Origin of the sequence: Acinetobacter sp. YH12064 (assembly GCF_013419735.1) — a bacterium.
In the GTDB taxonomy this organism is placed as follows: domain Bacteria; phylum Pseudomonadota; class Gammaproteobacteria; order Pseudomonadales; family Moraxellaceae; genus Acinetobacter; species Acinetobacter amyesii.
In genome coordinates this window covers 165,705-191,023 of record NZ_VOZP01000002.1, presented here as the reverse complement: position 1 = coordinate 191,023, position 25,319 = coordinate 165,705, and the positions used below count along the sequence as shown (strand labels likewise).

General features: G+C 40.3%; 26 protein-coding genes and 1 pseudogene. 13 read left to right on the top strand and 14 right to left on the bottom strand.

Annotated elements, in window-relative coordinates; genetic code table 11:
* Positions 1 to 46 precede the first annotated feature (46 nt).
* Positions 47 to 803, top strand: a pseudogene (locus tag FTU13_RS02575) (cold shock domain-containing protein).
* 23 nt (positions 804 to 826) lie between these two features.
* Here the strand turns inward: FTU13_RS02575 and gigC are convergent.
* Complete coding sequence (gigC, locus tag FTU13_RS02570; protein ID WP_111884894.1) at positions 827 to 1,705, bottom strand: LysR family transcriptional regulator GigC; 879 nt, start codon at positions 1,703 to 1,705, stop codon at positions 827 to 829.
* 85 nt (positions 1,706 to 1,790) lie between these two features.
* Between gigC and FTU13_RS02565 the strand changes: the two genes are divergently transcribed.
* Positions 1,791 to 2,552 (top strand): ferredoxin--NADP reductase, encoded by a 762-nt coding sequence (locus FTU13_RS02565; RefSeq protein ID WP_180126191.1) that lies wholly within the window; start codon positions 1,791 to 1,793, stop codon positions 2,550 to 2,552.
* A gap of 68 nt (positions 2,553 to 2,620) precedes the next feature.
* Here the strand turns inward: FTU13_RS02565 and FTU13_RS02560 are convergent, their stop codons facing one another.
* The 5 genes from FTU13_RS02560 to FTU13_RS02540 form a co-directional block, all read right to left on the bottom strand.
* Positions 2,621 to 3,364, bottom strand: a complete 744-nt coding sequence (locus tag FTU13_RS02560) for an amino acid ABC transporter ATP-binding protein (RefSeq protein ID WP_373423824.1) — start codon at positions 3,362 to 3,364, stop codon at positions 2,621 to 2,623.
* Positions 3,361 to 4,044 carry an ABC transporter permease subunit gene (locus FTU13_RS02555; RefSeq protein WP_180126192.1) on the bottom strand — a complete coding sequence of 228 codons (684 nt, stop codon included), beginning with the start codon at positions 4,042 to 4,044 and terminating at the stop codon, positions 3,361 to 3,363. Before FTU13_RS02555 ends, FTU13_RS02560 begins: the two co-directional genes overlap by 4 nt.
* A complete protein-coding gene (locus tag FTU13_RS02550; RefSeq protein WP_078192284.1) occupies positions 4,044 to 4,787 on the bottom strand; it encodes an amino acid ABC transporter permease in 744 nt (247 codons plus the stop codon). The genes FTU13_RS02555 and FTU13_RS02550 overlap by 1 nt, the downstream gene beginning before the upstream one ends.
* Positions 4,788 to 4,857: 70 nt before the next feature.
* Positions 4,858 to 5,805, bottom strand: a complete 948-nt coding sequence (locus FTU13_RS02545; RefSeq protein ID WP_180120498.1) for a transporter substrate-binding domain-containing protein — start codon at positions 5,803 to 5,805, stop codon at positions 4,858 to 4,860.
* Positions 5,806 to 6,142: 337 nt separating this feature from the next.
* Complete coding sequence (locus FTU13_RS02540; RefSeq protein ID WP_078192409.1) at positions 6,143 to 6,565, bottom strand: hypothetical protein; 423 nt, start codon at positions 6,563 to 6,565, stop codon at positions 6,143 to 6,145.
* 361 nt (positions 6,566 to 6,926) lie between these two features.
* Here FTU13_RS02540 and FTU13_RS02535 point away from each other — a divergent pair, with 361 nt between their 5' ends.
* From FTU13_RS02535 to FTU13_RS02520, 4 genes are all read left to right on the top strand, one after another.
* Positions 6,927 to 7,205 (top strand): hypothetical protein, encoded by a 279-nt coding sequence (locus FTU13_RS02535; protein ID WP_111884899.1) that lies wholly within the window; start codon positions 6,927 to 6,929, stop codon positions 7,203 to 7,205.
* Positions 7,206 to 7,489: 284 nt separating this feature from the next.
* Positions 7,490 to 9,268, top strand: coding sequence for a mechanosensitive ion channel (locus FTU13_RS02530; RefSeq protein ID WP_180126194.1), 1,779 nt, complete (start codon positions 7,490 to 7,492; stop codon positions 9,266 to 9,268).
* 68 nt (positions 9,269 to 9,336) lie between these two features.
* Entirely contained in the window at positions 9,337 to 9,519 is a 183-nt protein-coding gene (locus FTU13_RS02525) for a hypothetical protein (RefSeq protein ID WP_111884901.1), read from the top strand.
* Between the two features lie 124 nt (positions 9,520 to 9,643).
* Positions 9,644 to 9,805, top strand: coding sequence for a hypothetical protein (locus tag FTU13_RS02520; protein WP_162689753.1), 162 nt, complete (start codon positions 9,644 to 9,646; stop codon positions 9,803 to 9,805).
* A 95-nt stretch (positions 9,806 to 9,900) separates the two neighbouring features.
* On the opposite strand, the gene FTU13_RS02515 is transcribed toward FTU13_RS02520, so the two are convergent.
* The 5 genes from FTU13_RS02515 to FTU13_RS02495 form a co-directional block, all read right to left on the bottom strand.
* A complete protein-coding gene (locus FTU13_RS02515) occupies positions 9,901 to 11,100 on the bottom strand; it encodes an NAD(P)/FAD-dependent oxidoreductase (protein ID WP_180126196.1) in 1,200 nt (399 codons plus the stop codon).
* Between the two features lie 33 nt (positions 11,101 to 11,133).
* Positions 11,134 to 12,024: a 1-aminocyclopropane-1-carboxylate deaminase/D-cysteine desulfhydrase gene (locus FTU13_RS02510; RefSeq protein WP_180126198.1), complete on the bottom strand. Its 891-nt coding sequence runs from the start codon at positions 12,022 to 12,024 to the stop codon at positions 11,134 to 11,136.
* 130 nt (positions 12,025 to 12,154) lie between these two features.
* A complete protein-coding gene (locus FTU13_RS02505) occupies positions 12,155 to 13,273 on the bottom strand; it encodes an HlyD family secretion protein (protein WP_180126200.1) in 1,119 nt (372 codons plus the stop codon).
* A gap of 62 nt (positions 13,274 to 13,335) precedes the next feature.
* Complete coding sequence (locus FTU13_RS02500) at positions 13,336 to 14,985, bottom strand: MFS transporter (RefSeq protein WP_180126202.1); 1,650 nt, start codon at positions 14,983 to 14,985, stop codon at positions 13,336 to 13,338.
* A gap of 6 nt (positions 14,986 to 14,991) precedes the next feature.
* Positions 14,992 to 15,540, bottom strand: a complete 549-nt coding sequence (locus FTU13_RS02495; protein ID WP_180059305.1) for a TetR/AcrR family transcriptional regulator — start codon at positions 15,538 to 15,540, stop codon at positions 14,992 to 14,994.
* A 306-nt stretch (positions 15,541 to 15,846) separates the two neighbouring features.
* On the opposite strand from FTU13_RS02495, the gene FTU13_RS02490 reads away from it, so the two are divergent.
* On the top strand, positions 15,847 to 16,050 hold the full coding sequence (locus FTU13_RS02490; RefSeq protein WP_180023154.1) for an NF038215 family lipoprotein: 204 nt from the start codon (positions 15,847 to 15,849) through the stop codon (positions 16,048 to 16,050).
* A 226-nt stretch (positions 16,051 to 16,276) separates the two neighbouring features.
* Here the strand turns inward: FTU13_RS02490 and FTU13_RS02485 are convergent, their stop codons facing one another.
* Positions 16,277 to 16,732, bottom strand: a complete 456-nt coding sequence (locus FTU13_RS02485; protein ID WP_180161094.1) for a DIP1984 family protein — start codon at positions 16,730 to 16,732, stop codon at positions 16,277 to 16,279.
* Between the two features lie 171 nt (positions 16,733 to 16,903).
* On the opposite strand from FTU13_RS02485, the gene FTU13_RS02480 reads away from it, so the two are divergent.
* The 3 genes from FTU13_RS02480 (at position 16,904) to FTU13_RS17415 (ending at position 19,454) form a co-directional block, all read left to right on the top strand.
* Positions 16,904 to 17,527 (top strand): LysE family translocator, encoded by a 624-nt coding sequence (locus FTU13_RS02480; RefSeq protein WP_180126205.1) that lies wholly within the window; start codon positions 16,904 to 16,906, stop codon positions 17,525 to 17,527.
* 329 nt (positions 17,528 to 17,856) lie between these two features.
* On the top strand, positions 17,857 to 18,444 hold the full coding sequence (locus FTU13_RS17420; RefSeq protein ID WP_257226681.1) for a hypothetical protein: 588 nt from the start codon (positions 17,857 to 17,859) through the stop codon (positions 18,442 to 18,444).
* The gene (locus tag FTU13_RS17415) at positions 18,438 to 19,454 is read left to right on the top strand and encodes a DUF6119 family protein (RefSeq protein ID WP_373684817.1); all 1,017 of its coding nucleotides are present in this window, start codon (positions 18,438 to 18,440) and stop codon (positions 19,452 to 19,454) included. The genes FTU13_RS17420 and FTU13_RS17415 overlap by 7 nt, the downstream gene beginning before the upstream one ends.
* Before the next feature lie 111 nt (positions 19,455 to 19,565).
* On the opposite strand, the gene metG is transcribed toward FTU13_RS17415, so the two are convergent.
* Entirely contained in the window at positions 19,566 to 21,623 is a 2,058-nt protein-coding gene (gene metG / locus FTU13_RS02470) for a methionine--tRNA ligase (protein WP_180126207.1), read from the bottom strand.
* A 172-nt stretch (positions 21,624 to 21,795) separates the two neighbouring features.
* Between metG and FTU13_RS02465 the strand changes: the two genes are divergently transcribed.
* Positions 21,796 to 22,593, top strand: a complete 798-nt coding sequence (locus FTU13_RS02465) for a hypothetical protein (RefSeq protein ID WP_180126209.1) — start codon at positions 21,796 to 21,798, stop codon at positions 22,591 to 22,593.
* 278 nt (positions 22,594 to 22,871) lie between these two features.
* On the top strand, positions 22,872 to 23,270 hold the full coding sequence (locus FTU13_RS02460; protein WP_180007518.1) for a hypothetical protein: 399 nt from the start codon (positions 22,872 to 22,874) through the stop codon (positions 23,268 to 23,270).
* A gap of 49 nt (positions 23,271 to 23,319) precedes the next feature.
* Here the strand turns inward: FTU13_RS02460 and FTU13_RS02455 are convergent, their stop codons facing one another.
* Complete coding sequence (locus FTU13_RS02455) at positions 23,320 to 23,658, bottom strand: hypothetical protein (RefSeq protein ID WP_180126211.1); 339 nt, start codon at positions 23,656 to 23,658, stop codon at positions 23,320 to 23,322.
* Between the two features lie 347 nt (positions 23,659 to 24,005).
* Between FTU13_RS02455 and apbC the strand changes: the two genes are divergently transcribed.
* A complete protein-coding gene (gene apbC / locus FTU13_RS02450; RefSeq protein ID WP_180126213.1) occupies positions 24,006 to 25,280 on the top strand; it encodes an iron-sulfur cluster carrier protein ApbC in 1,275 nt (424 codons plus the stop codon).
* The last annotated feature ends 39 nt before the right edge of the window (positions 25,281 to 25,319 follow it).

The window sequence follows — 25,319 nt, the reverse complement described above, 5'->3', positions numbered from 1 at the left end:
TTTATTATCATAAGAGCATTAAAAGAAAATGTGAGAGACAATTTTTATGTTTAAAGAGGGGAAAATCAAAAGCTATAACGTTGAGCGCGGCTTTGGATTTATACAACAAGATCAAGCACAGGATTTATTTTTTTCATATTCGTGATTTTCCTAGCCGACACATCGAACCACGTGTTGGAGAAAATCTCAAATACAGGATTGAAGCAGATCGAGGTAAATTTAAAGCGGTAAATATCATCCGTTTAGATTTGAAAAAAGAGCAGTCCACTCATGAACAGATAAATCCGTCATTTGAATCAAGGTCGGATCGAGTGAATGACCAAGCTACTCCTCACGATACAGCCAAAGGCACAGTCTGGGGCAGTAAAATCTTCAGCATGATTGGACTCATCGTAATTGTAGTATTAGCTGTGGCTGTATATGGGAAATATCAGCAGTACCAAGAACAGAAGCAGCTACATTTACAACAGCTCATGCAAGAAAATGAAAACATTGTAAAAGAACAACGTAAAGCTCAGGGGGATTTACCCGATCGGGTGCTGACTGAGCAAGGTGAAAAAAATCTATACGGCACAGCTTCAACGCAAGCTCAGTCTGTTGTTCAATACACTGCGCAGGCACCTTCTTCAAGTGATACGCCAAGGGCAGTAGAGAAAGCACAGTTTAGTTGTGATGGGCGTACGCATTGTAGTCAGATGCGTTCATACGAAGAAGCAGTGTTCTTTAATAATAATTGTCCAAATACGAAAATGGACGGCAATAATGATGGCGAACCATGTGAACGCCAATTTAAAAATAGATAAAAAAGCGCCTTAAGGCGCTTTTTTTATTTTTCACAAAATTGCATAAAGGCTTTGAGACCCGGTCCTTGGTATTTCTGACGATGTACCAACATGAATAATGGACGGGCTAGTTGCCAGAACGGCGTATCTAAAACCACCAATTGACCTTTTTCACGTAAAGGCTCAATCGCAAGTTTAGAAATACATGACATACCAAGACCACCTGCCACGATTTTTAGAATGGCTTCGTTATGACCCAAGGTTAAACGAATATTGGCATCTGGCAGGTCTTTTAAAATTGCGTTATCAAATACTTCACGTGTGCCTGAACCTTCTTCACGTAAGATCCATTCCACGTTATCAAAGTCAGCTGCAGTGAGTGCACGATCCAGCTTCGCTAAAGGGTGCTCTGGTGAACAGCACACCGCAAGTTCATCGTCACGCCAGTGAATACATTGCAACTGTGGCAGATGGCATGAACCTTCAATTAAGGCCAAATCCAACTGAAATTGGTTCACCGCTTCAATCATTTGGCGGGTATTGCCGACTTGAAGTTGTAAATGTGCTTGAGGCTGAATTTGTAGGAAATCTGCCATGAGGTCTGGCATCAGGTAGTCGCTGATGGTCAGGGTCGCACCTAAACGCAGATCAATACTTTGTAGTTCACCTTTAGCTGCTTGTTCAAAAGCTTCACAGCGCCCTAAAATTTCCAAAGCTTGTGGCAATAAAAAACGACCCAAGTCATTCAATTGCAAGCGTTTACCAAGTCGGTCAAACAGTGGAGCACCGAGACCATCTTCGAGGTCTGCCAATGCCATACTTGCTGCACTTTGAGTAAGTTTGACAGCATCACTGGCTTTGGTAACGGTACCTTCTTGAGCGACTGCTACAAAAACAGCCAACTGGCGTAAAGTCATGCGCATGAATCAGGCCTTAACATTTAAAAAATATTAATAAATTATGCTGTCATGCTAACATGAGCACAGTCTGTCACGCCACGTTCAAATCATGTCAATTGAAAAATTTAGCTTAGAAAAGGTTTTATCTGTACACCGTTGGACCAATACTTTGTTCAGTTTTACCATGACACGCCCTGCACATTTTAAATTCACCGCTGGTCAGTTCGCACGAATTGGTTTGAAAGTGGGCGATGAATTGGTGGTTCGTGCCTATTCTGTGGTGTCGTCACCTTTTGATGAAACTTTAGAATTTTTCTCTATCGTCGTTCCAGATGGTGCGTTTACTTCAAATTTGCAGCATCTACAAGTGGGCGATGAGCTGTATTTAGAAAAAATACCATATGGCTTCCTTACCTTGGCGCGTTATCAGTTGCCATTGCCGAAGGACTTATGGCTGTTGGGGACAGGAACGGGTCTTGCACCGTTTTTATCAATGTTACAAGACTTTGAAACGTGGACTAAATACGAAAAAATTAATCTAGTCTACAGTGTGCGCACCGTATCAGAACTGGCTTATGTCGAGCGGATAAAAGAAATCGCCGAGAGCTTTGGTGAAGGGCATACGGGCTTCAAATTTATTCCTATTGTGACACGTGATCCAAATGCACCGTTGCATGACCGTTTACCAGTTTTAATTGAAAATGGCGAGTTAGAACAGGCGGCAGGCTTAGCGTTTAATGTGGAAACGACGCATGTCATGCTGTGTGGTAATCCACAAATGGTTGATGATACCAAAGCAGCATTAAAGGCGCGTGGTTTGACTATGAACCGTCGTGGTGAAGGAAATATTGCTGTAGAAAATTATTGGTAATCTGCCATGAAAAAAAGCTCATCGATGGATGAGCTTTTTTATTTTCGGAAATTAAATACGTTTTGTTGTTAATGCAGAATTTTATTTAAGAACTGCTGCGCTCGTTCACCACGAGGGGCATTAAAGAAATCATCTTTACTGCAGTCTTCCATAATTTTTCCTTGATCCATAAAGATCACACGGTCCGCAACCTGACGCGCGAAGCCCATCTCATGGGTTACACACATCATGGTCATACCTTCTTTGGCAAGACCCACCATCACATCAAGCACTTCGTTAATCATCTCTGGATCAAGTGCCGAAGTCGGTTCATCAAACAGCATGGCAATCGGGTCCATACTGAGCGCACGTGCAATCGCAACACGTTGTTGTTGTCCACCTGATAACTGTGCAGGGAATTTAGCGGCATGCGCACTTAAACCCACACGGTCTAGATAAGCCAAACCTTTTTTCTTGGCTTCGGCTTCTGATCGACCCAAGACTTTAACCTGCGCAATGGTCAGGTTTTCGGTAATGGATAAATGTGGAAACAATTCAAAGTGCTGGAACACCATGCCGACACGACTACGCAATTTATTTAAATCGGTTTTTGGGTCATTAATGGAAATACCGTCGACTAAAATCGTACCGGCCTGAAAAGGCTCAAGTCCATTAACGGTTTTAATGAGCGTTGATTTACCTGAACCTGAAGGTCCACACACTACAACCACTTCACCTTGTTTAATTTGAGTCGTGCAATTGGTAAGCACTTGAAAATCTTTATACCATTTACTGACATTTTGGAGGTCAATCATCGTTTTTTGATCGGTCATACACTTAACCTCCGTTGTAATTTTTTAACTGCATAGGTAGCGATCATACTAATAGTGAAATACACCAAACCGGCAAACAGAATGTATTGAGTTAACAATGACATGAGGTCGCCTCGAACATAGTTGGTGCGGAAAAAGTCTAACAGTCCGATGGCATAAACCATGGTTGAATCTTGGAACAGAATGATGGTTTGCTGTAAAAGCAGTGGCGTCATTTTGCGAAAGGATTGCGGCAAAATAATTAAGCGCATCGTTTGGCTATAGCTCATACCGAGAGCATAAGCTGCAGAAGTTTGACCTTTAGGAATCGATTGGATCCCGGCACGGACAATCTCTGAAAAGTAAGCCGCTTCAAATAACATGAAGGCCACGATACTCGACACAAGGGCAGTATCAATCGTTAGATAGTTACCGGTGATCCCTGTGTAGATAAAGGGTACTGCAAAGTAGAACCACATCAGCACCAAGAGCAAAGGAATAGAACGAAAGAGGTTCACATAGCCTTTAGCAAAAATATTAAAAGCTTTAATCGAGGACAGGCGCATCAACGCCAGTAAGGTCCCAATAAAGACACCACCAATGGTTGCCGTGATCACCACTTTGAGTGTGATGCTGAAACCATGCCATAGCGCAGGGCCAGACGCTTGAAGGTCTTGAATAAAAGAACTGAGCCATTCCATTATTTATCTCCTGCAATTAAGCCAGGAACGCGTAGGCGTTTTTCCAGAAAATTCATTAAACCAATTAAACAGATGTTGATCACGATGAAAATAATGGTGACGTAGGTATAAATTTCGATAGTGTTTTGCGTGTATTCACTGATGGTTTTCATCTGTGAAATGATTTCTGCAACACCGACCAAAGACGCAACTGAGGTGTTTTTGACACAGTTGGTCAACTCAGAGCTCAGTGGTGGCAAAATCGTACGGAACGACTGAGGTAAGATCACATAGCGATAAAGTTGAGTCGTGCTAAATCCCATGGCATAACCAGCATTGGTTTGCCCCAAAGGAAGCGCTTCAATACCAGTCCTGACTTGCTCACAGACCCGTGCAGCTGTAAAAAGACCCAAGCCGACACTTGCGGAAATTAAGGCGGTCGTATTTGCCCCAAGGTCATTCATCCACCAGCTTTTAATCGCAGCAGGGAGGAAGTTGGGTACAACATAGAACCATATAAATAGTTGAATCAATAAGGGTACATTTCGGAAAATAGTCACGTAGGCCGTACCAATACCTCGTGCTACAGGACTCGGTAGGGTACGCATAATACCCAAGATGCTGCCGAGCACCATCGCAATGCTCCATGCCACCAAAGCGATGACAAACAGCCAGCCGATCCCAATTAAAATCCAATTCAGGTAGGTCGAATCACCTACACCTGTAGATTGGAACAGCACACCCCAATTCCAGCTATAATTCATAGGAACTCCCTATAATGAGCTTAAGCCAAAATCCGTTTGGCTTAAGCATCTTTAGAATGTTTAGGGAAAGTTATTCGTCACGGTCATGTGGATTACTAATCAATGCTTTTAATTGATCAGACATCGGGAAATTTAAATTGATATTTTTTGGTGGAATTGGCGTTTGGAACCATTTTTTATACATGTCATTGATTTCACCAGAGCTATAAGTTGCTTTGATTGCATCATCAACCACTTGTTTAAAGCCAGTATCGCCTTTACGCATCATACAACCATAGATTTCATGAATCGGTGCTGTACCCACGATTTCCCATTTATTAGGATCTTTGGCTTTCGATTTTTCACCTGCCAGCAAAATATCATCCATCATAAATGCCGCTGCACGACCATTTTGTAGCATGAGGAAAGACTCAGCATGGTCTTTGGCAGAAATGACTTCACCAATACCTAACTCTTTTTCATGTTGACGAATATAACGCTCAGATGTCGTTCCTGCTGTGGTCACTAACTTTTTGCCTTTGAGGTCAGCAAAATCTTTAACCCCAGAGTCTTTTGCAGTAAGTAAGCGTGAACCCACTTCAAAGAAACCTGTTGAGAAATCTACTTGTTGTTGGCGTTCTTTATTGTTTGTGGTTGAACCACACTCTAAGTCGACGGTGCCATTAGAAACCAATGGAATACGGTTTTGGCTGGTCACTAAGTTATAACGGACTTTTAAATCTGGAAGATTTAATTGCTTTTTAACCGCCTCAACTACTTTTAATTGAAGATCGTGTGCATAACCTACAGGTTGGTTTGGATTATCTGCGATATATGAAAATGGAATCGATGAATCGCGATAGCCTAATACAATCGTGCCGGATTTTTTGATCTTATCTAAAGTCCCTGAGTCAGAAACAGCAGCTTCACTTCCTGCAGCTTTATCCGTTGTAGGTGCTTTATTGTCACTACATGCGCTAAGCCCTAAAGTGAGCGCACTTGCACAGAACAAAGTTGCTAAATGTTTTTTTGACGTCATCGTTAAAACTCCTTTTACCCTGATTTAATATCTACTTTTTATGATCTTGTTTCTCGTTAGATTTTATTGCTTTGTTTTTAAGAATGTTTCAACAATAAAAAAGAGATCATTTTCTACATCTTAGGTGATAAATCGAGCAAGGCTCAAGCAAAATTTATTGCCGAATTGTTACTAAGAGATGGGATAAGTTATGAACATTTTTTATAAGAAGGTTTGCTATAAATTATTGAATATAAGATAATTTAATTTTATTGTGAAATAAATAATTAAAATAAAAGGGCATAAAAAAACCTCCAAATGGAGGTTTTCGGGATTAAACTTTAGTTTAATCTCTGTATTAATGCACAAACATATCCATAAATTCACGAATTTCTTGAATCGCTGTGTCTACGTCAGCAGTCAACCAAGTCGGTTCAAAAAAGCCAGCATAATGCTCCAGTCGATCTTGGGGAACAACTAAGCGAATCGGACATTCTTCTTCGAGCAAGCGCCAAGGAATAATAGGCACTTCATTATCTAAAAAAGCCGCAATATTTCGAATATCAATCACCATCGCATTGATGCATTCAGGGAATGGCATCACTGAAAACTCTTCAGTACGGCGGCGAAAATATTCCAAATCACCCCATTTCAACACATAACTTGGCTTACTAAATTCAATAATGCCAATAAGATGTTGATCGCGAGTGTAATGAAGGGAACATTGATGAGTGACGTCAGTGTCAAGATCAAGCGTTACACCTTGTTGATGGTACGCCATAGATTTGATAACAGGTGAAAAATAAGGTGGATGATTATAGCTCATTTCATTCATCAAAAGCAGATAATTCCACCGGGCTCAAAAAAGCATTTATTTTGTAAGAGGTCATACAATAAAAAAATGCTTTAGATTTAAATATTGCACTTAAATCTTTGCCCGATATTTGCGCCCTTATATATTGATTTATATTTGAAAATAACTCATCTAGCTCCAAAGGAAAGTATATTTATTAAACTGATCATTCGAGATTTATCATTCAAGTTACACGTTTTCACTGATTGTAATTGTTCTTCACACAATACAGGATATTGTATTGCTAGTATAAAAATTCAACTATGAACAACAAAATAGCGAGGGGAATATGACACACGATTTTAATAAACCACCCCATACCACCAGTACGGAAGAAACAACACAAAAAAAACGTATCCCTGTGTACATACTGATTTTAGTGGGTATCTTTTTAATCGCATTATTATTTTATATGTTTGCAGATATGAAACCTTCTGCTTCGGATGCACCGCCTGATCATCCTGCACCCAATGCACAAACTGCAACAGCCAATGATACGACTAGCGGTACAGCGGGGGATGAAGCTGTTGCTAATGATTCAAATACTGCAACTGCGACAGATCGTTGATAATAATTGATGATAAATACATGAGTCAGAGTTACATGAGTGCAAGATCTGAACCTTAAGTATCTCATCAGACTGACATAAATAAAGCCTTGGTTGTCCCAAGGCTTTTTTACATTCAATTGTGAGCTTTTGTTGGAGTTATGCATACTTTGGTTGATTAAAAAATACGCAAAAACTAAGGTGGAAAAGAAAGCTTAAGTTCAAAGCACTAATGCTGTGTGATATCGCGGCATACGTAAAAATGCACATAACAACAGATCATGTATAACAATGAGGGCGAACGTATGAATGATTATCTGGGTGGTCCGCGTGGCCGTTTTGATGCCATGTATTATTGGGAACAGTTTCACCCCATTTTAAGTGCAGTAGCAATTCTCCTGATAGGTTGGGTCATTGCTTTATTGGTTGCTGCTGGCGTCAAAAAAGTTCTGCAAAAATTAGGTACAAATCAAAAACTTTCAAATGCAACTGGGCACCGTTCCAATGTTGAAAATATAGTCTCCAGAGTTGTGTTCTGGATTATTTTGATCATTGCCGTCATTGGTGCACTCAATGTACTGAATTTGACTAGTGTCAGTGGCCCATTCAGTAACATGATTCAGCAGTTCTTGTTATTTATTCCACAGCTCTTGGCTGCAGTAGCTGTAGGTTTTATTGGCTGGATCGTGGCGAGTTTGGTCAAAGTCGGTTCAAAGAAACTGCTTGATAAAACCCAACTCGATGAAAAACTTAGTTCTGAGGTTGGCGTCAGTCCAATCAGTCAAAATATCAGTGAAATTGTATATTGGCTGATTTTGTTACTTTTCCTACCGATTGTTTTATCGATATTGGGTTTGAACGGTCTCTTGTTCCCAATCCAAAATATGGTCACTGAAGTTGTTTCTTATCTTCCAAATATCTTTATTGCCGGTGTCATCGTATTTGTGGGGTACATCTTGGCGAAGATTGTGCGAGGCATTGTGGAAGGCTTGGTAAACAGTTTGAGTTTGCAGCAGCAAGTCGAAAAAGTGGGCATGTTCAAAAATGCAAAACTTGCTCAAGTTTTGGGTAATTTTGTCTTTGCTATAGTTATTATCACGGCTTTAATTGTGGCTTTCGAAGCACTTGGTATCGAGGCGATTTCTCAGCCTGCAACAGCCATGTTACATGAGATCATGTATGCGATACCGAACATCATTGCCGCAGGTTTAATCTTAATCTTGGCCTATGTGGTGTCACGCTTTGTAGCGCGTCTAGTTGTGGATGTGATCTCGGGTACAGGTGTTGATACTGTGCCAGAAAAATTAGACATTCAACGCTTTTTGGGCAAAACCAAAGTGTCGGATGTGGTCGGTTGCCTCATTGTATTTTTCACCATGTTGTTTGCGGTATCTGAAGCTGCTAACCGTTTAGGCTTTGAGCAAATCAGTGCCCTTATTGCTATGTTTATCCAGTTCGGTGCAAGTATTTTACTTGGTGCTGTAATCTTGGTGGTGGGTTTCTGGCTTGCCAATATTGTGGCAAATGTAGTTCAACGAGGGGAATACAACAGTTCGCGTTGGTTAGGTAATTTGGTTCGTGTGCTGATTATGGGCTTGGTTGTAGCTATGGGCTTGCGTGCCATGGGTATTGCCGACTCGATCGTGAATTTGGCCTTTGGTTTAACTCTCGGTGCGGTTGCAGTTGCTTTCGCTTTGGCCTTTGGTTTAGGTGGTCGCAATCCGGCGGAACGATTGTTATCAGATCTTATCGATAAAGCGAAACGCGAAGCCAATGAACCGAATCCAGTACAGGAGCAGGCAAAGGCGAAAACCACCTTTAATACGCCTACATCGTCTGCAGCGAGTCCAACACCATCAACATCTGTCATGACTTCTGAAGTGAAAACAGATGATGGCTATCCAAACATTCAGCAAGCTGCTCCGGGCGTCAGTGAAAAAGAAACTGCTACACCAGATCAGTTGGATGTAAACCCAAGTGATCAACCACAAAATAATCCATTTGGATCGACAGGCGAGGCTGAAAAACAGGTCGATGCACCTTCGGCACCTGTAGCTCCGCCAAAACCGAATGATCCTAATTAACCTGTTCTGTCTTTACAAAATCGGCCACGCTTAGGTGGTCGATTTTAATGCTCTATAAGGAATATTGTATGGCAAAAGCACCGAATAAATTTTTAGCCCCAGTGATTATTGCAGGGATCACGGTGGGTTTTTTGGCGAGCGCACGACGCTTTATTTTTGCAAAACCAAAACGCACTGATTTGGAGCAGACAGAACAATCACCGCTAAACAGTGAAAAAAATTATACCAATCAGTCCAAAAATAATGGTTGAAATTTACCCGAAAATTGGTATTTTAAGTAATAGTGATATATGGAATATTACTTAAAATATAAAAACTTAGGATTCATATTGCTGTCATGAATGACACTTATGATCTGTGCAAAGGAATGGCAAAATGGGGGTAATTTCAATGCTCAATACTTTAGTATCGACACTCAAACAAACCGCAAGCGTGCAACCACAACATATTTCAGTTGCCGTTGAAAAAATGGATCTGACAATTCAACGAACTTCGACGTCGTCAGTATCATTATTTAAAACCGACTATCTTGAATAAGTCCGATTGAGCAAGAAAAAGGGGCTGAATGAATCAGCCCCTTTTTTTATGCAGAGATCTTCTGCAGGTTATATTTAATTAATTCTATGTCGAGATCAGACGTATTCAGAAGCTGCATGCGCAGAAGCCCATGCCCATTGGAAGTTGTATCCACCTAAATGACCTGTTACATCAAGTACTTCACCAATAAAGTACAAGCCTTTCTGTTTTTTACTTTCCATGGTTTTTGATGAGACTTCAGTGGTATCCACACCACCAAGTGTAACTTCAGCAGTACGGTAACCTTCAGTGCCTGATGGTTTCACTTCAAAGCTTTCTAAACGGCTTGCAATGTTTTCTAGTTTTTCATCACTGATATTGCCAATGGCTAATTCAGCTTGTTCAGGCCAAATCAGATTTTGTAATTCCACAACCACGCTTTTCGGTAAGTGTTCATTGAACAGTGTGCGCAGTAACACTTTTGGTTGACTGGATTTTTTAGATTTGAGGAAATCTAAAACATCTAAAGCTGGCAGGAAATTGATATTAAAACGTTGACCGACATCCCAGTAGTTTGAAAGTTGCAATGAGCTTGGGCCACTTAAACCGCGGTGAGTAAAGAGTAAAGCCTCGGTAAAACTATTTAACTCATTCGATAACGTGGCTTCAACAGCATTGCCGCTCAAGCGAGTGGTTACTTCTTTAAAACTATCTGAGAAAGTGAAGGGTACTAAGCCTGCGCGAGTGGGGTAGACGGAATGTCCGAATTGTTTAGCAATCTCATAGCCAATTCCTGAACCACCTAACGTTGGAATGGACAGACCACCACTGGCAATAACCACCGATTCTGCTTCAAAATAGCCTAGATTGGTTGCCACTTGAAAGCCTTGTTCAGGCAAGGCATTGACTGCTTTTACTTCACAGTTGGTTTTAATATCGACCAAACCAGTTTTGTCACATTCTGCCAATAGCATGGCGAGAATTTCTTTTGCACCATTTTGGGTAAATAACTGCCCATGTTTGCGCTCTTCGTACTCAATGCCATATTCGCAGACCATACCAATGAAGTCCCAGTTGGTATAGCGAGTTAATGCCGAAATAACAAAGTGCGGATTATGTGAAATATAATTTTCTGGTTCGACATACAAATTGGTGAAATTGCATTTACCGCCGCCAGACATTAGGATTTTTTTGCCAACTTTATTAGCTTTTTCAACCACCAAAACTTTGCGTCCACGCTGTGCCGCTTTATATGCCGTCATTAAGCCTGATGCACCAGCACCTAAAACAAGGACATCATATTGATTTTGCGACATGGTAAGTTTCCGCATGGAAGAAAGGACGCAGGATTATACGCTTTTTAGTGCTTCGGTTGAACCTTTCAGGCGACCTTGTAGGCCACCAGTATGGATCACTAAAACACGTTGATGGTTTGTAATCTGACCCAGCTCAATCATGCTGAAAATACCTCGCAGCATTTTAGCCGTATAAACTTGTTCTAATGGGATCGCATAGCGTTGTTCAAAGTCATGCATAAACTGTAATAGTTCCGGCGTTATTTTGGCATAGCCGCCACAGCAAAATTCATCACTGATGTTCCAATTGGTTTTCTGCGTCAACTGAGCAACATCGTCGCAAAGAAAATTGCCTTTGAGGGCAGAAAAACCAAGTACATGTTGATGTTCCGCACTGGCTTCGATCAAGCCCGTTATGGTTCCACCTGTACCGACGGCACAGCAGATGAGATCAAAATTTTGTTGATTTTCATGGCTTAAGATTTCCGTACAGCCACGGATAGCCAATGCATTGGTTCCACCTTCAGGAATGACATAATGTTCGGGATATTGCTGTTGTAATTGCGCTAAAGCGTCAACTTGTTTCATTTCCCGATACTGTTGGCGTGTGACAAAACTGAGCTGCATACCAAACTGTTGGGCGGTGGCTAAAGTAGGATTTCGGGATTGATGTTGTAATTCTTCTCCACGAATGATGCCTAGACTACCGAATCCAAATAAATGTGCAGCATATGCTGTGGCTGCAATGTGATTTGAATAAGCACCACCAAAGCTAAGCACCTGTTTAAACCCTAATTTCTGCGCCTCAATAAAATTATATTTGAGTTTATAAAATTTATTGCCTGATATTTGTGGGTGTACCAAGTCCAAACGCTTAATACACAAATTAACCCCTTGATATTGAATAGTCTGCTCAGGAATGGCGTGGGCGATAGATTCAAACATGTTGGTAATCGTTATCTTGGTGGTTAGAGTTCAAATGGGTAGGCATTGTAAAACGGGAGGTGCAGAAGATAAAATCCTTTGCATCTTAGTCAGTTCAACTCTGCTTATAGCACTTCACTGCTGATATCTGCTAACTAGCAACATCAACGGAGGTGACGACAGACATACCGGGTCTTAAGTTTTCCAAACCTTGTTGATTGGGATCAATTGCAATTTTCACGGCAATGCGTTGCACGACTTTAGTGAAATTTCCTGTGGCATTGTCAGGTTTCAATACACTAAATTCAGAACCAGCCGCAGGGGAGATTTGCTCAACTTTGCCGTAAAATTTTTGATGTTTCATGCCATCGACGCTGAACCAAGCTTTTTGACCAATATGCATATCTGCAATTTGCGTTTCTTTAAAGTTAGCAGTCACCCAGCGCTGCTGTGGAATTAAATACATCAGTTGAGTGCCTGCCGCAACATATTGACCAATACGTGGGCTGACTTCGCCAAGCTGACCATCCATAGGTGCCACAATCGTGCTGTAGTCTTTAGTGGTCACTGCCTGATCAAATTGTGCTTTGGCACTATTCACTTGCGCTTTAAGCCCTGTCGCTGCAACTTGTGCAGTTTTGAATGATTCTTTGGCAACCAGCAAATTGGCTTTTGCTTGATGAAGTTGGGCCAAACTATTTTTAGCGTCTGCAGTGGCTTTATCTTGTTCTGATTTCGATGCAGCGCCAGTATTGCCGAGTTGTTGGTAGCGCGTCATTTGTGCAAGAGCTAATTCATAGGCCGCACGTGATTGGTCCACTTTCGCTTCGGCTGCCGTAATATCTGCTCTGCGTTGTTCAATGGCCTGGCTTTGATTGGCAAGTGAGTTCTGTGCTTGTTCCACCCCAGATTCAGCCTGTGTGACTTTTTGATCATAGGTCGTTGCATCGATATGCATAAGCACTTGACCTTTTTTCACATGATCGAAGTCTGTCACTAATACATCTTTCACATAACCATTAATTTGTGATGAAAGCACCGTGGTTTTGCCTTTGACATAGCTATTTTCAGTCGACTCGATACTGTTATGAAATGGACCAATCCGCCACGCCCATAAGATCAGTGCAATTCCCAACAAGAGGATGATCAACATGAAAACCAGGGTACGCTGCGGCGTAGAAATAAGCTTGCTCGATGGCGCAGGCATAGCGGTTGCTGTTTGTGGTTGCTGCGGTGCTGCTTGCTCAGTGGGTTTATGGTCTTCGGTCATGTTGTTCTCAATATCAATTAGGTCATTTGGCGGTTGCTTATGTTGTTTAAGTCGGGAAAATTTTAACTACTATCCGTGCGTTGCTGTTGGCGTAATTGATATTTATTTTTACCCATCAGCAATAAACCCCAAAGCAACAATAAAACGGCGAATATGCCATTTAAAAAAATCACATCGTTATATGCTCGAACTTGGGCTTCTCGAGTGATGGTTTGATTAAGGCTACGTATGGCTTGTTGTTGGTCTAAATTTGAGTCTAAAGAATATTGATGCGCACTTTGCGCCAATTGTTGTAGGCGCTGTTCGACTATAGGGGAGGTTTTCGATAAATCATTATAAATCTGTGCCTGATAGGTTTGGGTACGCATTTGCTGATAGGTCGAAAAGAACGATGAGCCGACGAGACCACCAAAAGTTTGCGTTGCAGAAAATAGTACGATAAACGTCACCATGTGCGATGGGCCTTTTTGCAAAGCACTGACAATGCCTGTAAGCAAAAGTGGGCCAATAAACATGCCACTGGCAAAGCCCACCAAAAACTGACTCCAATAAAAATCATGTGGTCGTACATCACTGGTCAGATGGTAATCCAGTGCACAGGCAAAGAGCACGAGACCTGCTGCACCAAGTAGATGAAGTACGATTTTTTCTTTGGAAAAGGTCAGGGCACTAAACACTGTGCCTAAGACAATTCCGATCAGCACAACGGTATAAAAAGAAACGAATTGGTCGGGTCCCATGCCCATGGTTTTCAAAAAATTCACGGCCGCATAGCTTTGTTCTGACATGAGGAAGCGAATGGCAAAGGCACCGATAATAAAACTTACGGTAGACGATGTTCCGAGCCAGCGTGTGACAATCAGGGGGTTGACCCGAAAATGTTCATAGGTCAGGCCGACGACTAAAAGAATCAAAGCGGCGATGAGTAAATAAGCCAACCATTCAGCCTCAAACCACCAAAGAATCGGGCCTTGAGTTAGCACGATACATAGCAAAGCAAAGCCGGGTGCCAATAATGCAAAGGTGAATAAATCTTGCTTTTCAAACACTTCGATACGTAGGCTTCGTGGCAGTTTTAGAGAGACCACCATCGCCAAACAACATAAGGCTAAACCTAATTCAAAGGTGTAAAAAATAGACCAATCGTTGACATCGACCAGATAGGGAGACATGATCCATGCCAACGGAATCCCCAACTGCTGAAAGCCTAAAGCCAGATATAGCCCACGACCAAAATGAGCACGTTTAAAGGCTTGCATGATGTAATACATCCCAAGCGAACTGAGTGGAGCTGCAAGTAAGCCGCTAATCACCCGTGCAAAAATTGCCATTTCATAGGTATGGACGAATAAATGCAGCAGCATTACCGCGATAAATAAAACCAAACCAATTTCTGAAAATAGCCTAAGTCCATATTGTTGACGGGCTTTAAATAAGATCAGATTAGAGCTGACATTGGCCATAACAAATGCCGCAGGAATCCAAGCCGCTTCTGAAGGCGTTAAACCATATTCACCTTGTAGAAGGGGAAGATTTGCCGTGATAAATCCATTACTTAAACTCCCCGAGATCGCAACAAATAAACCGATAAAGAAGTATAAAAAACGCTTATAGGTGGGATGCGCAATCGCAGCAGGAGAGCCGGGCAAAGTCGGTTTTTCTTCGGGTGTCCAATCCGGAGCAGGTTCCAATAAACGTGGAGGTTTGGACATGACGTATTACCCGCAAATACCATGTAGTAAAAACTCAACGGCACGTTTGGCGAGTTTTTCCTGATCTGCTTCGGTATGGCCTTGTAAAGCTGCACGTAAAATGGAAGTGACCATGGCATAGTCTGCCGGTTTAAAGTCTGCTCGACAGCGACCATTTTGAATGGCCTGATCAATCATCGGTTGCAAAATGGCATCACGTCGTTGGTATATTTCAACCATGGCAGGATCATCCCGATCGATCACACGCCAATATTCCATTAGGGCTGTGAGATAGGGAATATTATAAATATGGTCTTGAATGAGGCGAATAAATCCATCATCGAACTGTGCATAATTAAGCGCACGCTGTTCAAGTCGGTTCAAGGCAGCTTGCATTAAGGCGAGTACCAACTCACGACGGTCATTAAAATTACGATAAAACGTCGCACGTCCAACTTGAGCTTGATCCATGATGAGTTGTAAAGGCGCATTGATTCCGTGAATACGGAATACCTCAATCGCAGCTTCTAAAAGGATTTCACGATTTTGTGCAGCGAGTTGTTGACGTGTGGACATTATTCTTTGACAGCATCATTTTAAATTTATCTAGATATTAAACGGACAAAAGTGTCCGAAGTAAAATCGTATTCGATAGCAGTTTTGTAACTTGTTATTTATGTAGTTTTAATAAAATGAATAAATTATTTATTTTAAAAGGAAATATTTTTCTATTGGCATCTATTTTCATCCGCATTCGTAAGACCGTTGAGACATAATTCCTGACAATTGACCCTAAATCGGCAGATAAATAAGGTGAATATCTGCACAAAAATGCTATGCTGATTTTATAAACAAGATAATTATAAAAATGGAGGGCATCCAATGCGCAAATTAAGTCGGGCTGTGCTGCCTATGCTGTGCCTGTGCAGTTTTTGGATGGTGGGTTGTGATACGACTGACGAATTGCATCGTCCTCAAAATGAACATCGCACCATGATCATTGGCGGTGTCCCTGTGAATGACCATGACTATAAATTGCCCCGTGAAGATGTTGCACTCAATGAAGCCGCTGCAGATGACGATTAGCACATAGGTGCATAAAAAATAGGGTGGACATACTGTCAGTACACGGTAGTGAGACGTGACATGTAAAGAGTCACAGATGCAGTGTGCTACGTCAGATGTGTGAATATTTTGAAGTAGACGTCTTACTTCTGCAGTGTAGTTTGTTGGATTAAAGCCTTACAAACATTTAAAAAGGCTCTGTACTCGCCCAGTATGCCCGAACTGGAATGAACCGCGGTTCAATTGATTAAATCAGGTCAATTTGCCAATTTGATGCCTGAATTTCTAAGTTATTTTGTCTAAGTTGCTGACTAATATTGTCGGCCTGTTTTTGTAAATCTGCCACTGCAATGGTTTTAATCCAACGGATTTCACTTGAGCTATAACGACCATTTTCACGGCGTGAGCTGTCAATTGCTTGTTGCAAGATTCGATGCTGCTGGGTCAATAAATCACGTTCATTGAGCACTGAAAGCATGGAGCGTCCAGAACTGGTTTTAGCCTGTGCATTGGTGGCGTGAATCTTTTCAATTAAGCTATAAAGTTCTGTATTTACGGCAAATGCTTCTTGAATTAAAGCATTCGGTTCTTCGCTAGGTGCATCACCTTCTTGAATGAGCACGTTGTTATTGATTCGTTGTTGCAGTGAAGCCAATTTTGTTTGTAAGTCACTGCGTAAAAGTAGGGCTTCGGCTAATTTCATTGTCTTGATATTAATTTGTACTTTTAGCGATCATGCGATGGATTAATGCAGTATTCAAGTTATTTATAGTGAAAAATTTGGTCAATTAAAATAAACACTGCAAATTATAGGGAGAAATTCAGAGATTCTATCTGTAAAATTGCCACAAATTTAAGTGAAAACGGTGTGATAGTGGAATCATTTTGGATATTAGGCTCGATTGCGGCAGCACTATTACTTGGTGCAATGAGCCCAGGGCCAACGTCAATTTATGTGGCGAAGAATTCCATTGCGATTTCACGTAAACACGGTTTATTTACTGCACTTGGTACAGGATTGGGCGCTGCAATATTTGGGCTTTTAGCGGTATTGGGGTTGCAAGCATTTTTATTGGCTGTACCTTCTGCATATTTGGCTTTAAAAATTTGTGGTGGTTTATACCTGCTTTGGATGGCATTTAAAATTATAAAACATGCCAAAGAACCGATTGAAGCTGGTGATGCCAGCAGCTCGCAGATGTCACTCCGTCGTGCATTTACCACTGGTTTAATTACCCAATTGTCGAATCCGAAAATTGCAATTGTGTTAGCCAGTATTTTTACGGCACTTTTACCGAAAGAGATTCCGACTTATTTCTACTTTGTATTGCCAGTTTTGTGTTTCTTTATTGATGCAGGCTGGTGCTCATTGGTCGCTGTGGCTTTGTCAGCAGAAAAACCACGTAAAGTCTATTTGAAGTTTAAAGCGGGTTTTGATCGGGCAGCTGGGGTAGTGATGACAGTGCTTGGTTTAAAGCTGATTTTTGGGATGAAGTGATTGAACGAAGCAAAAAAGCCTCTTTGATAGAGGCTTTTTTATTGGGTTTATATTTAAATTTACAATGAATTCCCTCTCCTTTTAGGAGAGGAGAAGCAATGCTTCGTAAGGGGAGAGTTTACTGAAAGTAGCTTAGGGTAATTACTAAAAATATTGGTTATAAAGTTTTCTTAGGATTGTTATAAGTTTTAAAGGGATTTTTCTTGTTTATGGCATTTATTTAAGGACTTTAAAATAGATTATCTTTGCTAAAAAAAGTATTGATAAAAAAACTTTACATTTTTTGTACAAATTTATAGGATTAATAATTAACATAATTAGATGAAAAAATGATCAATACATACAATATATATAAATTAAAATTTTCTGAAATGAAGGGATTACTCGAAAAACTCGAGTCAGTAGGTCTAGTAGAGCAAAAGACTCAAATTTACGATAACTATGAAATGACTTTTTATTTTTCAGAAAAAGTTGAAGGTAATGATGTTTGGTGGCACGAAACATACAAGGATTTTTTGATTTCTCAAAATAATTCGCCAAAAAATATTTTCCATTTTGGATTGTTGATTTGTAAAAATGAAGACAACCTTCAAGAAATATATGCTGTGAGTTTAGGGAAATCTCACTTTTATCTTGCAAAATTTATTGAGCCAAATTTTGGGATCAGCCTAGCTGTAAGAATGGGTAATGAACAAACTACCATTCTTAAAAAAAGTAGATACTTTACAGGTACGAAAAGACATGAAGTTTCATCCTATGAGAACTTTAATATAAATAGCTATGAATCAGGGGAGTCAGTTGAGCATCTAAAAATTAAAGCTTCCAACTCTGAAATATGGGGAGATAAAAATATTATTTTTGCTGATTCAGTACAGTTAAATGTAGATAAGTCTCCTAGTGATTTGCACAAATTCTAAATGAAATTTCTGATACTTTAGGTACTGAAGAAATAATAAAACTACCTAAATTAGAACCAGTTATAGATCAAAATTTAATAACCCAATTAGATGCCGAAATTATAGATTCTTTACAAGAAAATGTATCTATCTGTCTTGAAGAAATACATGTGGCTCGAATTAATATTTCTTTTCGATTTAATGAATATAACTACGAATTAATTTACAAGAAAGAGCGTAAGCAACTTGCAAAACTTGGACTTGGCAATTCATTTGATATTTCTATGATTTCTAGTTTTATTAAAGAACATAATCTTCAAAGTATTGATGATTTGTACGTGAAATTTAAAATAGAAGGTAGTGGTCGTTTCACACAACCACTAAAAGAAATTTTAGATTTCTACACCTCATATGAAGATGGTCAATATTTTCTAAAATGTGGAAAATGGTTTAAATTCAACGAAACTTTCAAAGCATATTTAAAAAAATCTTTAGAACAAATAACACTAATATTTGAACAGGATTTAATTGAAAGTGATTATTTAACTTGGAAAAAAAATAAAGAAACCCAAATCAGAAATGGAGTAAATTTAGGTAATGAAATAACGTACCTTGAATACTATTTTAATGAGAAACTTAGTCTTAACAATGGCTATAAATTGCTTGATAGGCAATTAGAAGCAATACAATCCTTATCTAGTAAAGGGCGTAATTATAAGTTTGAAGTTGCTGATTTATATAAGGATAATGAAATAATTTCAGTTAAAATTTCAGGAAAACCTCAAGATCTAATTTATAATATAGAACAGTCGAAAGGGGCTGTAGAACTTATCAAACAAAGAGTTATTCCTTTTGAAGATAAACTTGAGTCAGCTGCATTATGGCTTGTTTTAGAGCAGCCTGTTTCATCTTTAATTGAAATAAACTCGATACAGTTTTTATTAGCTGTGGATTCATGGAAAAAAAGAGTAGAGTTTTTTGATTTAAAACCAAAGATATATATTTCTAACCATATAAAAATTGATTCATAAAACACCTCTCCCTTGCGAAGCAGCGCTTCTCATCTCCTAAAAGGAGAGGGAAACTAAAGGCATAAAAAAGCCCCTACAAAGTAGAGGCTTTTCCTATCTAAGACTTAAATCTTAAGACACTTTATCACCCGGTTTAGCACCAGTTTCAGGTGAAATCACCCAAACACCTTCACCATTACCCGCAGCTAAAACCATACCGTTAGAAATACCAAAACGCATCTTACGTGGTGCAAGGTTAGCCACCATCACCACCAGTTTACCTTTAAGGTCTTCAGGTTGGTAGAACTCACGAATACCGCTAAACACGTTACGTGGCTCAGCTTCGCCGACATTTAAAGTCAATTGAAGCAGTTTGTCTGAACCTTCAACATGAGCTGCTTCTAAAACTTCCGCTACACGTAAGTCAACTTTCATAAAGTCTTCGATACCGATAATTTCAGCTTCGCCAACTTTAGGTTCAGGTTTCTTCTCTTTGGCTTTCTCTTTTTTCTTTTCCGCTTTTGGTGCTTCCGCAGGAGCAGCTAAAGAATCTTTAGACGCATCGACCATTGCAGCAACTGCTTTTGGATCTACACGCTGCATCAATGGTTGGAATTGAGCAATTTGATGATCTACTAAAATCGTTTTGCCTGAAGCAAAGTCGAAAGATTCTAATTTTAAGAAGCTTTGAACTTCTGCTGCCAATGTAGGAAGTACTGGTGCAAGATACACAGCCAATTGACGGAACAAGTTGATGCCGACAGAACATACGTCATGAACTTGTTGTTCTTCGCCTTCAATTTTCGCTAAAGCCCAAGGCTTTTTCTCGTCGATATATTGGTTGGCTTTGTCAGCAAGCGCCATGATTTCACGGATTGCCGCTGAGAATTCACGGGCTTCATATTGAGCAGCGATTGATGCACCTGCATCAATAAAGCTTTGAACTAACTCAGGCTCAGCACAAGTTGCAGAAAGTTTGTTATCAAATTTCGTATTGATAAACTTCGCACAACGGCTTGCGATGTTGACCACTTTACCAACAAGGTCTGAATTCACTTTTTGAACAAAATCATCAAGGTTCAAGTCAGAATCTTCAACTTTGTCAGAAAGCTTAGATGCAAAGTAGTAACGTAAATATTCAGGGTTTAAATGCTCTAAATATGTTTCCGCTTTAATGAACGTACCGCGAGATTTAGACATTTTTTGACCATTTACAGTCAAGAAACCGTTGACGAATAAGCTTGTTGGGGTGCGGTAGTTTGCACCTTCAAGCATTGCAGGCCAGAACAACGCGTGGAAGTAAACGATGTCTTTACCAATGAAGTGATACACCTCATTTTTAGAATCTTTTTTCCAGTAGTCTTCAAAGCTTAGGTCAGGACGTTTAGTCTTGATGTAGTTTTCAAAGCTCGACATATAGCCGATTGGCGCATCAACCCAAACGTAGAAGTATTTGTTTGGCGCATCAGGAATTTCAAAACCGAAATAAGGCGCATCACGTGAAATATCCCAGTCAGAAAGACCAGCTTCAAACCATTCATCCAGTTTGTTGGCAATTGACACAGGCAGACGACCTTCGTCACGTGTCCATTTTTGCAGGTATTCACCAAAGTTTGGCAGTTTAAAGAAGTAGTGATCTGAAGATTTTTCTACAGGTGTCGCACCGCTCAAAGTCGATTTTGGATTGAGTAACTCAGTTGCGTTGTAGGTTGTACCGCACACTTCACATGAGTCGCCGTATTGGTCTTCCGCTTTACATTTCGGGCATGTGCCTTTAATGAAACGGTCAGACAAGAACATTGCTTTTTCAGGGTCAAACAATTGCGTCACAGGGCGTACTGCAATGTTGCCCGCTTCACGGTTTTTGATATAAATCTCAGAAGCACGTGCTTGGTTTTCAGGGCTATTAGTTGAGTCGTAATGGTCAAAGTCAACTCTAAAGCCAGCAAAGTCACGTTCATGTTCTTTTTGCACATTGGCAATTTGCTGTTCAGGCGAAATACCATTGGCTTCCGCACGTAGCATAATCGCTGTACCGTGAGCATCATCCGCACATACATAAGTCACGTTATGACCCATTGCACGCATGGCACGAACCCAAATATCAGCTTGGATATAACCGAGTAAATGACCCATATGAATTGGGCCATTCGCGTATGGAAGGGCGTTAGTAACTAAAATATTACGCACGGATATGACTCTCTCATTCGTATTTATGCAATGGGCTGTAATTTTACATGAGATAGCCAGTACTTGCACAAGGGAATAGGTGAAATCTTTGCAAAAGTAAAAAAATCTATATTGCTGACACAATTACAGTGATAATAGGGCATATCTGTGATGCCTTTAGAGTGACAAGCCCATGTACGACGACGATTATGATGACGACCAGCCTGTGACCCGTATTCCGCAAAATCAACAGCGTAATAAACAACTCGGTCAGCACATTGTCAAAGAAGCACAACAATACCTTGAGCAGATTTCGGCAGATGAACATGCATTACTGATTCAGACTTTACGTGATTTGGCTACAACTGAACCTTACTTCGATGTATTGGCCGATGAATTAGATCAGCCTGTAGAAATGAAAGTAGCGAATGATGCTTTAAATTTATTGTATTTTTGGCAATTGCTGCATCAACATGAAGATCAAAAACAGTTTCATTTACTCGATGCGATTAACACCGAGTTTTTTCAGACAGAAATGTTGAAAGCCTTTGATGCCTTAGAGATTGGTGAAAATAAAGCGCAACGTCGTTTGGTTCTACTTGAAGCTTTTAAACTGTATAAGCTGAATTTCCATGCCGGTTGTATCCCTGTCTTGTATGCACAGTTAGAAGGCATTTTAACGGATGTACTGATTCAAACGGGCTTTTTAAAGCAGAGCGGTACCAAGTTTGTCGATGTCTATAAAATTGTACCGGGGCTTAAAGGCAGCGAAATTAAAAGCCTGTGGCACAAATCTAAAATTGCTAATGAGTTGAATCCGTATTTTGCCGAATTGGCAGCCTATCAAATGGATAGCAGCTCTACTGTAGCCATGACCCGCCATAATATTTTGCATGGGACCGACGTCGCGCATTTTAATCAGGGACGGAGTTTCATCCTATTTATTTGGCTGTTTTCCGCAGTAAGCTTTATGAGCACGGTCAGCAAATAATCTTTTTATGTAGCGGTAAAGTGCGTCATTAGGGGCTTTACCGTTATTCCTTTTGCTTAATTTAGATTAATGAATATCAATACAATAAAAATAGCCTTTATATTTTTCAATGATTTAATACATTTAAACTCGGATCAATTTTAACTCCTAACCTTATGCCCAAAAGCATAAATGCAACGTCATGTAGCTCAATTGTTTCTAAATGCATATTTTTAAGGTCATCCCGTCAAAGCACGTTATAACTATTGTTAGACAATAACAGAGAAGAGGCGAGAACGATGACAACTGAAAATAAAATTGATCAATTGAAAGATAAAGCGTCAGAGTTGGGTGATGATCTAAAGCTCAAAGCCAAAGAGGCTCAACTTGAAGGTGAAAAAGCACTCGATGGTACAAAGCATAAAGTTGAAGAACTCAAGCTTGAGGGTGAAAAAACCTTAAATGACGCCAAACATGAACATGCAGAACAGCATGCTGAAACCAAAGACCGTCTAGAGCAGTTAAAAGCAGAAGCGAGTCATAAATTTGATGAAGCCAAAGTCAAAGCTTCCGAACTTAAACATGAGGCTGTCGAAAAATTTGATGAACTAAAAGTGCAGGCGACAGAGAAATTTGACGAGTTAAAAAAGAAAGCCACTGACACATTGAATAAGTTTAAAAAAGATGATCAAGCTTAATTGGGGCTGATCAAAAAAGCCGTTCTATCAAGAGCGGCTTTTTTAGGATTCATTGTTTTAATCCATCTAAATTTTCAGTCTTAATATTTTTGACTTGATCATCGACTACGGTAATCACATAGCGCATATTGGCAATTTCATAGGTGTAATCTACCGCTAGTTTCGCAGGCAGATTTTTCTCTTGCAGCGGATAAGACACCATTTTCATCGGAGAAGCTTGCATACGCGAGCGCATGAGATCGATGCTATCACCAATCGCTACAGTTTGTCGGTCAGGTGTTTGAATGGCTTCAGTCGCAATTTCTGCATAGGCTGCTGAAGTAAGGAGCATCAAGGCACATAAAGTCGTTTTATAAATATTCTTCTTATAGATAGTCTTCGGATACATCGTCATCCCCATTTTAAAAACTAAAAAGCACAAAATGTGCCTTTAGATTGCACATCCATCGCTATGATTATTCTGTTGAATCGACTGAAATATAAACTGAAATTACGCTGAAAATGTATGGTTGATATGTAATCAATTCAAATTTAAAGGCTTTGGTTTAGCCGCAAAAATCAGTTGCTGGTGCATTTTTAAGTGTCACACGTTAGAAAAATTGTTTGAAAGCTGACTAAATTACTCAACTTTATAAGCTTATAGGGATAAGTCATTCATCTCCCTCTTACTCTGGGGCAGATGAACAGGTAAACTATCGCTATTATCTTTTGATGTTCCTGTTTGGAGACAACATAATGTCGTGGCTTTCTTCTCTAAAATCTGTGTTTTCACCCTCCCAAGAGGTGAAAGAAGAGGAAATCCAACAGGTTTTACAAAACTATGTACTTCCCCATTCAAATAATGCTTTAAAAGACCGTATTACACAGGTAAATGTGCAAGGTCAGATCTTGCAGATCACGATTAATACCTTTCCTTCAGAAGCCGATGACTTACAAAAAATCCATGATGATTTGGCCGATGCATTGGAAAAATGTGGCATCACAGAATTAAATATGCACGTGATTCAGCAAAAGACTGGACATACATCGGGTGGTTGCGGTCATCACCATGCAGAAGGTGAAAGCTGTTCAACACAGCCTAAAGCTAATGAACAAACTGAGCAAAAGTCTACTACGAGTAATCTGCCACCTGTTGTGGATGCATCTGCTACTCAAGCCAAGGCTGAAGAAGATACAAACAATCCACCAATTCAAAAAGCGGCACCTCTGCAACGTGATGTGCCGAAACATCCACGCATTCAAAATGTAATTTTAGTGTCTTCAGGCAAAGGTGGTGTGGGTAAGTCAACCACGACAGTTAACTTAGCTTTGGCATTACAGCAATTGGGGCTAAAAGTTGGCGTTTTAGATGCGGATATCTATGGTCCAAGTATCCCAACGATGCTTGGTAACGCAGGCCGCACGCCGATGATTGAAGCTGAGCAATTTGTTCCTATCGAAGCATATGGTATGGCAGTACTTTCAATTGGTCACTTAACTGGGGATAACAATACGCCAGTGGCTTGGCGTGGGCCAAAAGCGACAGGGGCGTTAATGCAGCTCTTTAACCAAACTTTATGGCCTGATCTGGATGTATTGGTCATTGATATGCCACCAGGCACAGGTGATATTCAGTTAACGCTTGCACAGCGTATACCAGTGACAGGTGCTGTGATTGTGACGACACCACAAAACGTTGCATTAATGGATGCAACTAAAGGCATTGAACTATTTAATCGTGTACACATACCTGTGATGGGCGTGGTTGAAAATATGTCGACCCATATCTGTTCGAACTGTGGACATGAAGAGCAAATCTTTGGCACAGGTGGTGGCGACCAACTTTCAGCCCAATACGACATTCCACTCTTAGGCCGTTTACCGCTGAACGTACAAATTCGTGAAAATGCCGATGCAGGGAAACCGTCCGTGATTGCTGGTGATGATGCTGCTGAAAGCTATATGGCGATTGCGCAAAAAATTGCAGATGCATTGCCTCAGGCTGAAAAAGATAAAAACCGTATTTTCTAAGGGTTAACTGAAATTTAAGTTGATCGCATTAAATCTGGC